Annotated in this window: 16 protein-coding genes; 2 read left to right on the plus strand and 14 right to left on the minus strand. The window is 40.7% G+C overall.

The window, feature by feature from the left end; all coding sequences use genetic code 11:
* Nucleotides 1–184: 184 nt before the first annotated feature.
* From DYI81_RS10710 to DYI81_RS10730, 5 genes are all read right to left on the minus strand, one after another.
* Nucleotides 185–589, minus strand: a complete 405-nt coding sequence (locus tag DYI81_RS10710) for a DUF3106 domain-containing protein (protein ID WP_106985659.1) — start codon at nucleotides 587–589, stop codon at nucleotides 185–187.
* On the minus strand, nucleotides 579–899 hold the full coding sequence (locus DYI81_RS10715) for a hypothetical protein (protein WP_106985658.1): 321 nt from the start codon (nucleotides 897–899) through the stop codon (nucleotides 579–581). The genes DYI81_RS10710 and DYI81_RS10715 overlap by 11 nt, the downstream gene beginning before the upstream one ends.
* Nucleotides 896–1510: an RNA polymerase sigma factor gene (locus DYI81_RS10720; protein WP_106985657.1), complete on the minus strand. Its 615-nt coding sequence runs from the start codon at nucleotides 1508–1510 to the stop codon at nucleotides 896–898. The genes DYI81_RS10715 and DYI81_RS10720 overlap by 4 nt, the downstream gene beginning before the upstream one ends.
* Nucleotides 1511–1668: 158 nt before the next feature.
* Nucleotides 1669–2445: an RNA methyltransferase gene (locus tag DYI81_RS10725; protein WP_106985656.1), complete on the minus strand. Its 777-nt coding sequence runs from the start codon at nucleotides 2443–2445 to the stop codon at nucleotides 1669–1671.
* 59 nt (nucleotides 2446–2504) lie between these two features.
* Nucleotides 2505–3479 (minus strand): class 1 fructose-bisphosphatase, encoded by a 975-nt coding sequence (locus tag DYI81_RS10730; protein WP_106985655.1) that lies wholly within the window; start codon nucleotides 3477–3479, stop codon nucleotides 2505–2507.
* Nucleotides 3480–3510: 31 nt separating this feature from the next.
* Here DYI81_RS10730 and DYI81_RS17945 point away from each other — a divergent pair, with 31 nt between their 5' ends.
* Both DYI81_RS17945 and DYI81_RS10735 read left to right on the plus strand, forming a co-directional pair.
* Entirely contained in the window at nucleotides 3511–3654 is a 144-nt protein-coding gene (locus DYI81_RS17945; protein WP_165382490.1) for a hypothetical protein, read from the plus strand.
* A gap of 10 nt (nucleotides 3655–3664) precedes the next feature.
* Complete coding sequence (locus tag DYI81_RS10735) at nucleotides 3665–3853, plus strand: NF038105 family protein (protein WP_106985654.1); 189 nt, start codon at nucleotides 3665–3667, stop codon at nucleotides 3851–3853.
* 110 nt (nucleotides 3854–3963) lie between these two features.
* Here the strand turns inward: DYI81_RS10735 and pal are convergent, their stop codons facing one another.
* The 9 genes from pal to ruvA all read right to left on the minus strand — a co-directional run bounded on the left by pal (nucleotide 3964) and on the right by ruvA (nucleotide 12302).
* On the minus strand, nucleotides 3964–4533 hold the full coding sequence (pal, locus tag DYI81_RS10740; RefSeq protein ID WP_106985653.1) for a peptidoglycan-associated lipoprotein Pal: 570 nt from the start codon (nucleotides 4531–4533) through the stop codon (nucleotides 3964–3966).
* A gap of 34 nt (nucleotides 4534–4567) precedes the next feature.
* Nucleotides 4568–5851 (minus strand): Tol-Pal system beta propeller repeat protein TolB, encoded by a 1284-nt coding sequence (tolB, locus tag DYI81_RS10745; protein ID WP_165382492.1) that lies wholly within the window; start codon nucleotides 5849–5851, stop codon nucleotides 4568–4570.
* 350 nt (nucleotides 5852–6201) lie between these two features.
* Nucleotides 6202–7542, minus strand: coding sequence for a cell envelope integrity protein TolA (gene tolA, locus DYI81_RS10750; protein WP_117007494.1), 1341 nt, complete (start codon nucleotides 7540–7542; stop codon nucleotides 6202–6204).
* 3 nt (nucleotides 7543–7545) lie between these two features.
* Nucleotides 7546–7995: a protein TolR gene (gene tolR / locus DYI81_RS10755; protein WP_106985650.1), complete on the minus strand. Its 450-nt coding sequence runs from the start codon at nucleotides 7993–7995 to the stop codon at nucleotides 7546–7548.
* Nucleotides 7996–8694 carry a protein TolQ gene (gene tolQ / locus DYI81_RS10760; protein ID WP_106985649.1) on the minus strand — a complete coding sequence of 233 codons (699 nt, stop codon included), beginning with the start codon at nucleotides 8692–8694 and terminating at the stop codon, nucleotides 7996–7998.
* Between the two features lie 25 nt (nucleotides 8695–8719).
* Nucleotides 8720–9127 (minus strand): tol-pal system-associated acyl-CoA thioesterase, encoded by a 408-nt coding sequence (ybgC, locus tag DYI81_RS10765; protein ID WP_106985648.1) that lies wholly within the window; start codon nucleotides 9125–9127, stop codon nucleotides 8720–8722.
* 432 nt (nucleotides 9128–9559) lie between these two features.
* On the minus strand, nucleotides 9560–9946 hold the full coding sequence (locus DYI81_RS10770) for a hypothetical protein (protein ID WP_106985647.1): 387 nt from the start codon (nucleotides 9944–9946) through the stop codon (nucleotides 9560–9562).
* 522 nt (nucleotides 9947–10468) lie between these two features.
* Nucleotides 10469–11476 (minus strand): Holliday junction branch migration DNA helicase RuvB, encoded by a 1008-nt coding sequence (gene ruvB, locus DYI81_RS10775; RefSeq protein WP_117007495.1) that lies wholly within the window; start codon nucleotides 11474–11476, stop codon nucleotides 10469–10471.
* Nucleotides 11477–11699: 223 nt separating this feature from the next.
* A complete protein-coding gene (gene ruvA / locus DYI81_RS10780) occupies nucleotides 11700–12302 on the minus strand; it encodes a Holliday junction branch migration protein RuvA (RefSeq protein WP_117007496.1) in 603 nt (200 codons plus the stop codon).
* Nucleotides 12303–12391: the final 89 nt, after the last annotated feature.

Below are 12391 nucleotides of genomic sequence, written 5' to 3' on the forward strand. Positions count from 1 at the left end.
TTATATAAAAAGCCAGTACTCATGTACTGGCTTTTTTGTACCTATTTGACAGAGTAGTTATGTTGAAGTTTTATCGCATTATTTAAAAGTAGTTTGTACTTACGGATTTAATGTTGCAATTTATGCAAAAATGCCAGCGATTATGCTGGCATCTTAATGAGCTTTTTAAGCTTGTCATGCATCATTAATGGCTAAGATTTTCAACCTTTAAATATTTATTGATGTATTCTTCTCGAATACTAGCACGATCATCAGGTGCAGCACGTTGTAAGCGGTGAGCCAAGTCTTTACGTTCTTGAGTACTCATTTTTTGCCAAGTTTCGCGCATACGTTGCTTATCTGCATCAGGCAGCTGATTAAACCAATCCATACGTTGTTGTAAGTTGGTACTTTGCTCAGATGGAATTTCTTTCAATGACTGATAACGTTTAATCAGTGCCAGTTGTTCAGCATCAGACAAAGAGTCCCAGGTATCACTGACTTGAGTATTGGCATCTTTTGAAAAAATCCAAAAACGTTCAAAGCCCGCAAAGCTAGTTTGCAGAAAACTGAATGCACAAAATGCCAATGCTAACTTTTTAGCTACCATGAGAAGATTTATCCTCACCCAAAACCATTAACATTTCTAAATCTTCAACCATTTGAGGTGAAAGTTTAGGTGTAGAAATAACTTGAGTATCAGGTTTTTCATTCAAAGTGACTGAATTAGGTAATACAATAAAACCAGCAATAGCTGCGGCGAGTGCAAAGCTAGACATTTTCCATAAGCCATAACGAGATGTTTCTCTCTCATGGATTTGGTCAAGCACGTTATTCATCACTTGTGCTTTATGTTGATGTTGCTGTGCAAGCCGATCAAGCTTTTGGCTCACGTTTTTTACAAAATCATCTTGCTTCATTCGGATGACCCTCCCAAATTGGGATTTAAATGTGCTAATGAGGCGCGAAGGCCCTGAATTGCACGGTGATAATGCGTTTTAACACTGCCTTCGGTGCAATTCATAATTTCTGCAGTGGTATGCGTGTCAAAGCCTTCCCATGCGCGGAGCATAAATGCTTGTTGTTGACGCACAGGCAATTGAGCAATGGCTTCTTGAATTTCTTCTGCAGTCACTGCTTGAGTTAAAAAATCAGAGGGATTTGGGGTCGATTCGTCAACCACATCTTGTACTTCAAATTCGTCATCATCTAATGAAACTTTTCTGAAAAAAGAGAAGGGCTGTGCACGACGCGCTTCTTTACGACGCCAATCCTGTAATTTGTTATTTAAAATGGTGTAGAACAATGGATACCATTCTTCTGTGGATTTTTCTGCATAGGACTTATGTAATGAAATAAAGGCTTCTTGAACCAAGTCCATTGCAATACCTTGTTGACCTTGTGTTGCACTTTCGATCATGACAAGGGCGCGACCAGTCACTTCATGCATGAAGTTTTTTAGACGAGACTCAGCCGTGCTCTTAAGAACACTAGCTGGTGTACTGTCTGACTGTTTAGGCGCTAAATCCATAGAGATGGAAAATCCTGTCATTGGATACCCACCATTATTTCCAAATTCATACTACATATAACGTTGAAAATAATGGTTTGGTTGACAAAAATACTTGTTATTTTTCTAGTGTAATCTATTTTTTTAAATCGGCTAGCCGATTTAAAATAAAATAACGATTAAATACGTTGGCGAACCATTTCAAAGAAGCAAACAGAACCTGCGATTGCAACATTTAATGATTCTTGACCACCTGGTTGTGGGATGCTTACAGCTTTTGCATGCGCAAGTGCATATTCGCTTACGCCTTGACCTTCATTGCCTAAAACCCAAACGCTAGGCTGTTTTAAGTCTTGATCATATAAACTGGTTGAGCGGTGTGAGCTGGTCACATAAACTGGAATTTCAAAGCGTTCTAAAATATCTTCGAGTTGAATGTTTTCAAAGGTTTTAATTGAAAAATGAGCACCCATGCCTGCACGGAGCACGCGAGGCGACCAAAGTGATGCTGAACCTTTAGTACATACAACTTGCTGAATACCCGCAGCAGCAGCTGAACGTAACAAGGTGCCAACATTACCAGGATCTTGTACGTTTTCTAAAATAAGCGTGTCTAAATCAAATTGTAATGCTTGGCTAGAACTTGGCAGGTCAACAATCGCTAAGAAGGGCAAGGTTGTACCTAAAGTGCTGAGGTCTCGATACAAGCTTTCGGCAATGACAAAAACTGAGCCATCATATTCATCTAAAATATCGCAGATATCTGGATGTTCGAGGTACTTTTCTGTGGTGAAAATCGAGTTGATACGACGTTTTTGTTCAACCCACGCTAAACCAAGATGTGTACCTTCAAGTACGGTTTGACCTTGTTTTTTTCGGTAGCTACTTTGCTCAATTAAACCACGGAGGTGTTTAATTTTGGCATTATCTTTAGATTCTAAAAATACAATAGACATATTGGGGAGACTCAAAACCCATAGTACAAGGTACTATGGGTCTATAGAAAAATAAGGTTTTAGTTGTGGTAGCTTGTGACTAAATCAACTTCGTTTTTAGAACCGATAATGACAGGAACACGTTGGTGTAATTCAGTCGGTTGAATATCAAGAATACGTACGCGACCTGTAGTTGATGCGCCACCAGCTTGCTCCATAAGCATGCTCATTGGGTTCGCTTCATACATTAAACGTAAACGACCAGCTTTTTTCGGATCTTTTAAGTCGTATGGGTACATGAAGATACCGCTACGGCATAAGATGCGGTGAATATCGCCAACCATGCATGCAACCCAACGCATGTTGAAGTCTTTTTCACGTGGGCCAGTTTTACCTGCAAGTAGTTCATCGATATAACGTTGTACAGGTGCTTCCCAATGACGTGCATTTGATGCATTGATTGCATATTCTTTGGTATCTGCGGCTACTTGAATTGCATCAGCAGTTAATAAAAATTCTTTAGTTTCTGGATCAAAAGTAAAGAATACAACACCAGCGCCGACTGTTAATGCCATCATGGTCGATGGACCATAGAGGACATAACCTGCAGCTGCTTGCTCACGGCCTGCTTGCATAAAGTCTTCAGCTTGCGTTACCGCATTTTTAGCTGGCAAAATTGAAAAAATTGTACCTACACACATATTGATATCGATGTTGCTTGAACCATCAAGTGGGTCAAATAACACAAGGTAATCACCATTTTCTTGTGCTGGTGTAAACTCATCAAGTTCTTCAGAAGCTAAGCCGCCAACATGTGGATGAACTTTTAAAGCATCGATAAGATAGTCATTTGAAATAACGTCGAGTTTCTTTTGCTCTTCGCCTTGCACGTTTTCGTGTTGAGCACTACCTAATACACCAGCTAAAGCACCTTTTTGAAGGAGTACGTCGATGTCTTTGCACGTATTACCAATAGTTTCAATAACTTGAGCTAAAGCAGGCGTTAAATTTCCACTTTGTTGTTGTAAAAATTGGGATAAGCTTAAACGTGACATAACTGGATGGCTCCAAAATAAAGCGGTCAAAATGATCGGAATTGAATATGTGCGTATTTTAGATGAGAATGAGTTAAAAGAACAATTAAACTCGACTATTTGCCGTGATTTTGCGCTTGCAAGTCTAGAAGAACATGCTATGTTGAAGGAATGGGGATTGATTTTTAATACATAGGAGCACAACAATGACGATTCAAAAATTTGATGCGACTCCATCACCTACAGAAGGAATTTCATTGGATGAAATTTCTGCAGAAAAGGTTAAGGAAGCTTGGAGTGGTTACGACGCTAAGCCTGAATATAAAAAATTTAATAAGCATGATCTTATTGAGTCTATGCAAAGTTCAGAAGAGCCTGCTGAATCAGCTGAATAACATATTCTGGTAGCATTTCCTTCAAACATTAAGCAATAAAAAAAGCCCTCCATGAATGAGGGCTTTTTTTATTGCTTGAGTAAAATGATTTACTTGAGCAAATGTGCGACTTATTTAAGTAATGGAGGAACAGCTTCGTAGTTGATTTCTACGCGACGGTTTTCTTTCCATGCATTTTCATCATGGCCCGCATTAATCGGCATTTCCTTACCGTAGCTTACTGCTTCGAGTTGGTTGGCATTTACGCCTGTTGTTACAAGGAAGCTTTCGACTGCTTTTGCACGACGTTCACCAAGTGCCATATTGTATTCACGCGTACCACGTTCATCTGTATGGCCTGTTAAAGCAACACGTGAGTTTGCATTGGCCATTAGAAATTGCGCATGTGCTTGTAATGTTTGGATATCATCATTACTTAATTCGCTGCTATCGTAATCAAAGTGCACAACGCGTTTTGCTAAAAATGCTTTGTTGGCAGCCGTAACACCTTTTGAAGATGCACCAGCAAGGTTCTGCGCATTTAAAGCTGCGTCTTCGCTAAGACCTTCAGTGTTTACAGTTGTAGAAGTTGATGGATTTTGACCTGCTTCAGCAACATTCACTGGTTTTCGACTTGCACAGCCAGTCATCACAACAGCGGTAGCCAATAAAGGTAAAACAAAAAGTTTAATTGCTTGCATATTTATATCTCCATAAAGTTTTTAAAAGTAAATATTATTTTGGTGCCCATGCGGGTTCACGAACTTCACCTTGTTCACTTGGTAAGTTCATACGGAAACGACCATCAAGTGACATGATTGATAGAAGGCCACGATTGGCTTCACGTGTTGCGTAGACCACCATTTGTCCATTTGGAGAAAAACTTGGTGATTCATCTAAGCTGGTCGGCGTTAAGATATTGGTTACACCCGAGTCAATATTTTGTACTGCGACTTTGTAGTTACTACCACTTGGACGATGTACCAATGCCAGTTTTTTACCATCAGCACTCAGGGTGCCACGAGCGTTAAATGCACCACGGAAAGTTAATCGTTTACTGCTGCCATCGGCAAAGCTATAACGATAAATCTGTGGTGAGCCACCGCGGTCAGAGGTAAAAATAAAAGATTTCCCGTCTGGGGCATAGCGTGCTTCAGTATCAATTGCACTGTCATTGGTCATACGCTGTAGTTGGCGGGTTTCCAAGTCCATTTGATAAATTTCTGGGTTGCCGTGCATAGATGCTGTAAACAACATGCTTTTACCATCAGGTGAGAAACTTGGTGCTCCATTTAAACCGCGGAAACTTGCAACTTTTTCGCGACTGCCAGTCGCTAAATCTTGAATGTAAATTGCAGGTCGTTTGGTTTCAAATGAAACGTAAGCGATTTTTTTTGCATTCGGTGTCCAAGCAGGCGATAAGATAGGATCACGCGAGGTTAATACGGTACGTGGTTGTTCGCCATCTGTATCTGCTATTTGTAGGGTATAACGTTGTTCTGGTGTAGCAGGATTACGTAATACATAAGCAATACGGCCAGTAAAATCACCTTTAATGCCAGTGAGTGCTTCGTAAATTGCATCACTAATCATGTGTGCTGCTTGGCGTGTACGCGAAGCAGGCACATTCAAAAGTTCATTGAGTAGATACTGTTTTTTTTCAACATCATAGAGTTGATATTGAATCTCGTATGAACCGTCCGCAGTTTGTTTTAGGTTACCTGTCACAACATACGGAATACCCGCTGCTTGCCAAGCTTCTGCATTGGGTGCATTTAATGCCGCTGTTGCAGGAAGATTCTTCGATGCACTGCTAAATTTGCCTGAACGATTTAAATCATTTTCGACAATTGGATAAATGTTTTGATCATTGGCAAAAGGAATAATGGCAATCTTTGGGGCTTCTTCAGGTGCTTTGGTAATTTCCAAATGCAACTGTGCATGGGATTGAGTGATTAAAACAGGACTAAATGCAGTCAAAACGGCTAAGCAAAGCAGATGTTTACGCGTCATTTCCATCATTCGCTGAATACTCTAAATCTATAAATTTTTGTTACTGTGAATGTGTCATATAATGGCATGTTTTAAAAATATTAAAAGCATCACATTATGATTAATCTGTTATTGGAGTGTGAAAAACTGTCCAAATATTATCAGCTTGTTGTGTTGCAGTGTTCATTAGGCAGTGAATTTTTTATGACAGTATTTTCCATGCATATAAATTAACTGCGGAATGTGGAATTATTTTGAATTTTTAGGGTTATTAATTGCATTTTATTGAGCATATTAGTCTAGTGATTTATTTGAAGCACTTGCAAAAAATCCCTGACAGATGTGCAGGGATTTTAAAGATGTTGAATAGCTTGTATTTAATTTGCAGACCTAAACGTAGACGTTAAAGTCATGGCTTCGTGTCTTGCATCAGGATCTGATGGCATTGGATAGGGAGCAGCGGCACGAACTGCCGCTTCAATACTCGCTTTCATATCAGGATCGCTGGCTGTGACAACCACGGAACGAACTGAACCACTTTCGGTTAAGCTAATTCGTGCAGTTGCAGTTTTACCTGCTGAACCAGAAGGTGTGTCCCATACGCGACGGATTTTATTTTCAAAATCACGTTTTGCAGACGATGCAATTTTTTTCGCTTCCGCTTTTTTCTCAGCAGCTTCTTCAGCAGCTTTACGTGCAGACGAGGCTTTGGCTTCTTCGGCAGCACGTTCACGCGCTTCTGCATCTGCTTTGGCTTTTGCATCTGCCTTAGCTTTTGCATCGGCTTTAGCCTTCGCATCAGCTTCTGCTTTACGCTTGTTGGCCTCCGCATTTGCTTTCGCTTTGGCATCAGCATCTGCTTTGGCCTTAGCGTCGGCTCTTGCTTTCGCATCCGCGTCAGCTTTACGTTTATTGGCTTCCGCATTTGCTTTCGCTTTGGCGTCTGCATCTGCTTTTACTTTTGCATCGGCTCTTGCTTTGGCATCAGCATCTGCTTTACGTTTATTCGCTTCTGCATTTGCTTTCGCTCTGGCGTCGGCATCTGCCTTGGCTTTCGCGTTAGCTTTAGCCTTCGCGTCTGCTTCAGCTTTACGTTTTGCCTCATCTGCTTTTAATTTTGCATTTTCAGCTTGACGTTTAGCATTCAAATCCGCTTGGCGTTTGGCATCTTGCGCTGCCTTTTCTAATTCAGCTTTGCGTTTAATATCTGCTTCGGCTTGTGCTTGAGCTTCAGCTTTTGCCTTAGCCTCGGCTTTCGCTTTTTGCTGATTCGCTTCTTGAGCTAAACGTTTTTGTTCTGCACGTTTCGCATCATCTGCCGCTTTGCGTTCAGCTTCTTCGGCTAACTTAGCTTGCTGCGCCGCTTTTTGAGCATCTAGCTTTTTAGTGTCTACTGCAGGCGTTGGTGCAGGTGTTGGTATTGTTTGTGGTGGTGGGGCTGTTGGAACAACCGGTGCAGGCTCTTGACTCGGCTCAGCAGTTTGTGTGATCTCAGGTGCAATATTTTCATGTGCAGTTTCATCAAAGGCTGTTTCTTCACGTGTAACAGGCTTTAAATCTTCTGGTTTGATCAGAACCGTTTTAATTTGTTTAGGGGGTTCAGGTGGTTTACTCATGCCGAGATAAAGCAAACCAACAACTGCCACTATATGTACGCCGAGCGTAAAACCAATGGCAATTTTTTTTTGCTTAAACGGAGGCTTCTTAAAATCTTTCATAAATTATTTTAATGGCTCGGTCAGTAATCCAACTTGAGATAATCCTGCATCTTGTAATGCGGACATAAGTTTAATGACTTCGCCATAAGGGCGAGATTCGCTACCATTTATGAGTACGCTCAATTGCTTTTGCTCAGCTTTTGCCTGACTTTGAGCATCTGTTAATGCCACAGTCAGCTCAGCCAAACTGAGTACATCATTTTTATGGGTTTTATCTTCAAGTTTAATTGTGCCGTCAGCTTCTAAAGTCACAATGGCAGGGCGGTCTTCAGATTGAATAGGACTGCTATTGGCCTGTGGTAAGTCGACTTTTACACCGGTGGTAATCATGGGTGCAGTGACCATGAAAATAACCAAAAGCACCAACATGACATCAATGTAGGGAACCACATTCATATCACTTTTTAGGGGCTTTTTAATACGCTCAAAGCGTCCAGAACGTTGAATAGCCATTTATTTTTGTTCCTGATCAGAACCCAAAGATTGGCGTTGTAATAAAGCCACCATTTCTTCAGAAAATAAGGCACGATCTGAATAAATTGCTTCACCTTTAGCAGTAAAATGGTTGAATGCAAGTACAGCAGGAATTGCGGCAAATAAACCGATGGCTGTTGCAATTAAGGCTTCTGCAATACCTGGCGCAACCGTTGCCAAAGTCACTTGGTCAACATCTGCAAGACCAATGAATGCATTCATAATGCCCCAAACAGTACCAAATAAACCCACATAAGGCGCAACAGAGCCAATGCTGGCTAAAGCACCAAGGCCTTGTTCTAAATAGCTTTGATCACGGCTTAAACCAACACGCAAAATACGTTCGGTGCTTTCAATGCTTTGTGGCAAACTTGCTTGACGCTTTTTAAGTTTTAAAAACTCGCCTAAACCTTGATAGAAAATGTCTTCGAGGCCAACACGCTTAGAGTTGAGTTGGGCATTGTTATATAGCGTATTTAGTTCAGCACCAGACCAAAAGATTTTTTGGAAATGTTCATCATCGGTCTGGGCTTTTTTATAGCTTAAATGCAATTTGGCAATCAGATACCAGCTATACAGTGATGCGAATAGAAGGAGAAGCATCACCAGCTGTACAACAGGGCTCGCCTGTAAAATTAGATCAGTGACGTGCAGAGAAGATTCTAGTTGTGTTGCCATAGTTACATTAAGCCAAGTAATTTTTTTAATCTTGTTCCAATTCTTTTAGAATTAGATCACGAATTTCTTCAGGAAGTCGGGTTGGTCGCATATCTGCATTAATACATGCCAATTCGACCTCACCCGATGCAAGCATAATTTCACCACGATAAATATTTTGTTGCAATACAAATGACGTAGCTTTACATGAAACCACAGAAGCAGTTACGGTAATTAAGTCATCCATAAGTATAGGGCGTGCATATTTCACACTAATTTTATGTACGACAAAATTATAGTCTTTTTGATGCCAATAATGACTAATGCCTGATGCGCGAAGCCATTCGGTGCGAGTGCGTTCCATAAAGCGAATATGATTGGCGTGGTAGACGATGCCACCTGCATCAGTATCTTCAATATAGACACGAATATTGAACTCGAATTTATTCGCCATGTGTTTATTCCGTTTTTGGATCTATTTTAAAATGATTGCTGTGATTGAGCTTAAGATTAAGGTCTTTAAATTGACTTTTACTTAGCTAAAGGTCAAGCGTTGTGAGCGAAAATTTTAGCACTATGACTGCTTAGTCCAATGGCACAAGATTTCAAATCTAGATTGCTCTGCAAGGCTGTAGCTTATTTGATCAGCATTCGACTTCTATAAGAGTATTTGGTGTTTTAAAAGTTAGAAAGACCAGTCATTGCATGCAGTAGGAGCAGGCATAAATTTTTAATAGCTTAGAATTATTATTGAGTAGTTCAATTCAAGCTCAAATGAGCAACTGGAAGATCGCTAGCACAGGGTATTCTTTTTGTTCGATGTGCTAGCGCTCACAGCCTGATGTGGTGCATATAATATCCTTCTCATTCCTCTAGGTGTATGGGGTTAGGCATTCACACATTGTAGATTATATTTTTTACCTGCACCTTGTAGTGATAAGTGCTGTGTATTTTGATCTACAGCGAGTAGGTATTCACTATTGGGTTGATCAAGGGTAGTCCAACTAAATTGCTTAATGGCATAGGTGGTTTGGTTGCCATTTTGTACGGCTTGGCTAGAACCACGCCAACAGTTATTTTGCGCACATACGGCAATTTGGTTGTTATTTTTAATGGTAATGCTAAATGTATTGTTTAGGTTCTGAGGAATTTGACAATATCCTTGTTTAGCACAAGATATTTCAGCAATTGAATTGGCACATTGCCAAGATGAATCTGCTAAAGCAACTGTTGCTATGCAAGATGCGCACGCAAATAAAATAAAATTTTTCATGACCGTTTCCCTTTAGTATTAAGTAATTTAAGTGTTTTATTGCTGTCTATGTACGCTGACATAGAACAGCAATAAAACTTTTGTACTTCTTTTGATCTGGCTATACGGGTTTAGATTTTATTTTTATGTTCCGCTGTTTTATTGTTTAACTTACATTTTACAAAAATAGTGTTAAATGAATCACATTTATAAAATTAACTGAGCATTATGTTTTAAACAAGATCTTTTGATGAATGAATTGTTGTTTTATTGTTTAAAATGTAGTTGGAATGTGATTTCTGCGACTGAGGAAGACGATTTTATTCATTTGTATAAATTATGATTATGATTATGATTTTAAAAATAAAAAACCAAGTATCTTTTTTAACTAAGCGCTCATATTTATATGGCATGTTATGAGCTGTAAGGATGTTGATTTCAACCCAAATTTGAAGACGTTTTTTTAGGTTTTCACTGCATTATTCACTCAATTGAAAGATAAAAAAGCAACCGAAGTTGCTTTTTTATCTTGTGGTCTAGGCCTTATTTATCTTTGGGTTCTGGTGGAGTCATTCCAAATTGTAAATAAGCCATATTGGTTGCGATGCGACCGCGTGCTGTACGCATCACATAGCCTTGCTGAATTAAGTATGGCTCAATGACATCTTCAAGTGTGCCAGAGTCTTCAGCCATGGCGGCGGCGAGTGCTTCAACGCCAGCAGGCCCACCGTCAAAACGCTCTAGAAGCATAGATAAATAGCGACGGTCCAGTATATCTAATCCATCTTTATCAACTTTGAGCATATCCAATGCGCGCTGTGCCATATCTTGAGTGACTTCGCCAGTGCCTTTGACCTGTGCATAGTCACGTACACGACGCAATAGGCGGTTGGCAATACGTGGTGTGCCTCGTGAACGGCGGGCAATTTCTTGAGCGCCTTCAGCGGTCATGGGCACATCCATGAGATTGGCTGAACGGCTAACAATATGTGTTAAGTCTTCGACAGAGTAAAACTCTAAGCGTTGCACAATACCAAAACGGTCACGCAGTGGCGAGGTGAGCAATCCTGCACGAGTGGTTGCTGCCACCAGCGTAAATGGAGGTAAATCTAGTTTGATGGAGCGGGCAGCAGGGCCTTCGCCAATCATAATATCCAGCTGGTAGTCTTCCATTGCGGGATACAAAATTTCTTCAATGACTGGTGAAAGACGGTGAATTTCATCAATAAACAGCACATCGCCTTCTTCAAGATTGGTCAGCATCGCGGCTAAATCGCCTGCACGCTCCAATACAGGGCCTGAAGTGGACTTTAGATTACCACCCATTTCGCGGGCAATAATATTGGCCAGTGTGGTTTTACCCAAACCTGGTGGGCCAAAAATTAAGGTGTGATCGAGTGCTTCAGCACGACCACGGGCAGCCCCGATGAAGATTTCCATTTGTTCGCGTACGACGGGTTGTCCGATGTAGTCTTCGAGGGATGTTGGGCGAATGGCGCGGTCGAAGTGGTCTTCGGGTTTTTCGGAGCCACTGATGAGACGGTCTTGCATATTGATGTAATTAATCTCTAAAACTCAAGGTCAATGTGAGCACTGCCTTAAATAACTTTTGGACTATTTATACCTATTGTATAGGCGATTTTCACTTTTGACTGGGCAAAAGTGACAAAACCCATTTGTTAAACTGATGCTACATTCTTTTAGCACAGTTTAACGGCGACATCCATGTCGCCAGCACATATCAAATAATAGGCCGGGATGTTTTTTAAGTGGCTTATTTATTCATCGACTTTAATGCCGCTCGAATAATATCGCTGGCTTCAGTAAAGTCACCTTTAGCCGCATTCACTAATTTTTGTGCTTCGGCAGGTTTATAGCCTAAAGATTGTAAAGCAGCTTCTGCCTCAGCCACAGCGGAGTTGCCCGTAAATTGAATTTGCGGGCTGGTCGAGTTATTTGGAACAGATACAGCTGACATGGCTTTAAAACGGTCACGCAGTTCAATCATCAAACGTTCAGCTGTTTTGGCGCCTACACCTGGTACTTTCACCAGTGTTTTCACATCGCCATTTTCAACGGTATGAATTAGCATTTCGACACTTAAGGTGGATAGTATGCCAAGTGCCATTTTAGGGCCGACACCATTCACTTTAATCAGTGTGCGGAAAATGGTTTTTTCTTGCGCATTGGCAAAGCCATAAAGCAGCTGAGCATCTTCGCGTACAGCCAAATGGGTCCATAAAGTGACTTTTTGTCCTTTTTGCAATTGGCAAAATGTTGAGAGCGGGGTGTCAACTTCGTAGCCAACGCCATTTACATTTAAAAGTACAGTTGGGGCTTCAAGCGCCAGCACTTCACCAATCAGGCATCCGATCATGTAGTTATCTTCTTAAACGAAAAGTGTAAATTGAGTGAGCAATATTATGCATAATATTGCTCATTGTTATAAACAATTTGTTTGGCCCT

Origin of the sequence: Acinetobacter sp. SWAC5, assembly GCF_003419885.1 — a bacterium.
Classification (GTDB): Bacteria; Pseudomonadota; Gammaproteobacteria; order Pseudomonadales; family Moraxellaceae; genus Acinetobacter; species Acinetobacter cumulans.

Excerpts from the sequence above, each read along its gene's own strand:
- DYI81_RS10710 (WP_106985659.1), bottom strand. The coding sequence starts at position 589 with ATGGTAGCTAAAAAGTTAGCATTGGCATTTTGTGCATTCAGTTTTCTG.
- DYI81_RS10715 (WP_106985658.1), bottom strand. The coding sequence starts at position 899 with ATGAAGCAAGATGATTTTGTAAAAAACGTGAGCCAAAAGCTTGATCGG.
- DYI81_RS10720 (WP_106985657.1), bottom strand. The coding sequence starts at position 1,510 with ATGGATTTAGCGCCTAAACAGTCAGACAGTACACCAGCTAGTGTTCTT.
- DYI81_RS10725 (WP_106985656.1), bottom strand. The coding sequence starts at position 2,445 with ATGTCTATTGTATTTTTAGAATCTAAAGATAATGCCAAAATTAAACAC.
- DYI81_RS10730 (WP_106985655.1), bottom strand. The coding sequence starts at position 3,479 with ATGTCACGTTTAAGCTTATCCCAATTTTTACAACAACAAAGTGGAAAT.
- DYI81_RS17945 (WP_165382490.1), top strand. The coding sequence starts at position 3,511 with ATGATCGGAATTGAATATGTGCGTATTTTAGATGAGAATGAGTTAAAA.
- DYI81_RS10735 (WP_106985654.1), top strand. The coding sequence starts at position 3,665 with ATGACGATTCAAAAATTTGATGCGACTCCATCACCTACAGAAGGAATT.
- pal (WP_106985653.1), bottom strand. The coding sequence starts at position 4,533 with ATGCAAGCAATTAAACTTTTTGTTTTACCTTTATTGGCTACCGCTGTT.
- tolB (WP_165382492.1), bottom strand. The coding sequence starts at position 5,851 with ATGGAAATGACGCGTAAACATCTGCTTTGCTTAGCCGTTTTGACTGCA.
- tolA (WP_117007494.1), bottom strand. The coding sequence starts at position 7,542 with ATGAAAGATTTTAAGAAGCCTCCGTTTAAGCAAAAAAAAATTGCCATT.
- tolR (WP_106985650.1), bottom strand. The coding sequence starts at position 7,995 with ATGGCTATTCAACGTTCTGGACGCTTTGAGCGTATTAAAAAGCCCCTA.
- tolQ (WP_106985649.1), bottom strand. The coding sequence starts at position 8,694 with ATGGCAACACAACTAGAATCTTCTCTGCACGTCACTGATCTAATTTTA.
- ybgC (WP_106985648.1), bottom strand. The coding sequence starts at position 9,127 with ATGGCGAATAAATTCGAGTTCAATATTCGTGTCTATATTGAAGATACT.
- DYI81_RS10770 (WP_106985647.1), bottom strand. The coding sequence starts at position 9,946 with ATGAAAAATTTTATTTTATTTGCGTGCGCATCTTGCATAGCAACAGTT.
- ruvB (WP_117007495.1), bottom strand. The coding sequence starts at position 11,476 with ATGCAAGACCGTCTCATCAGTGGCTCCGAAAAACCCGAAGACCACTTC.
- ruvA (WP_117007496.1), bottom strand. The coding sequence starts at position 12,302 with ATGATCGGATGCCTGATTGGTGAAGTGCTGGCGCTTGAAGCCCCAACT.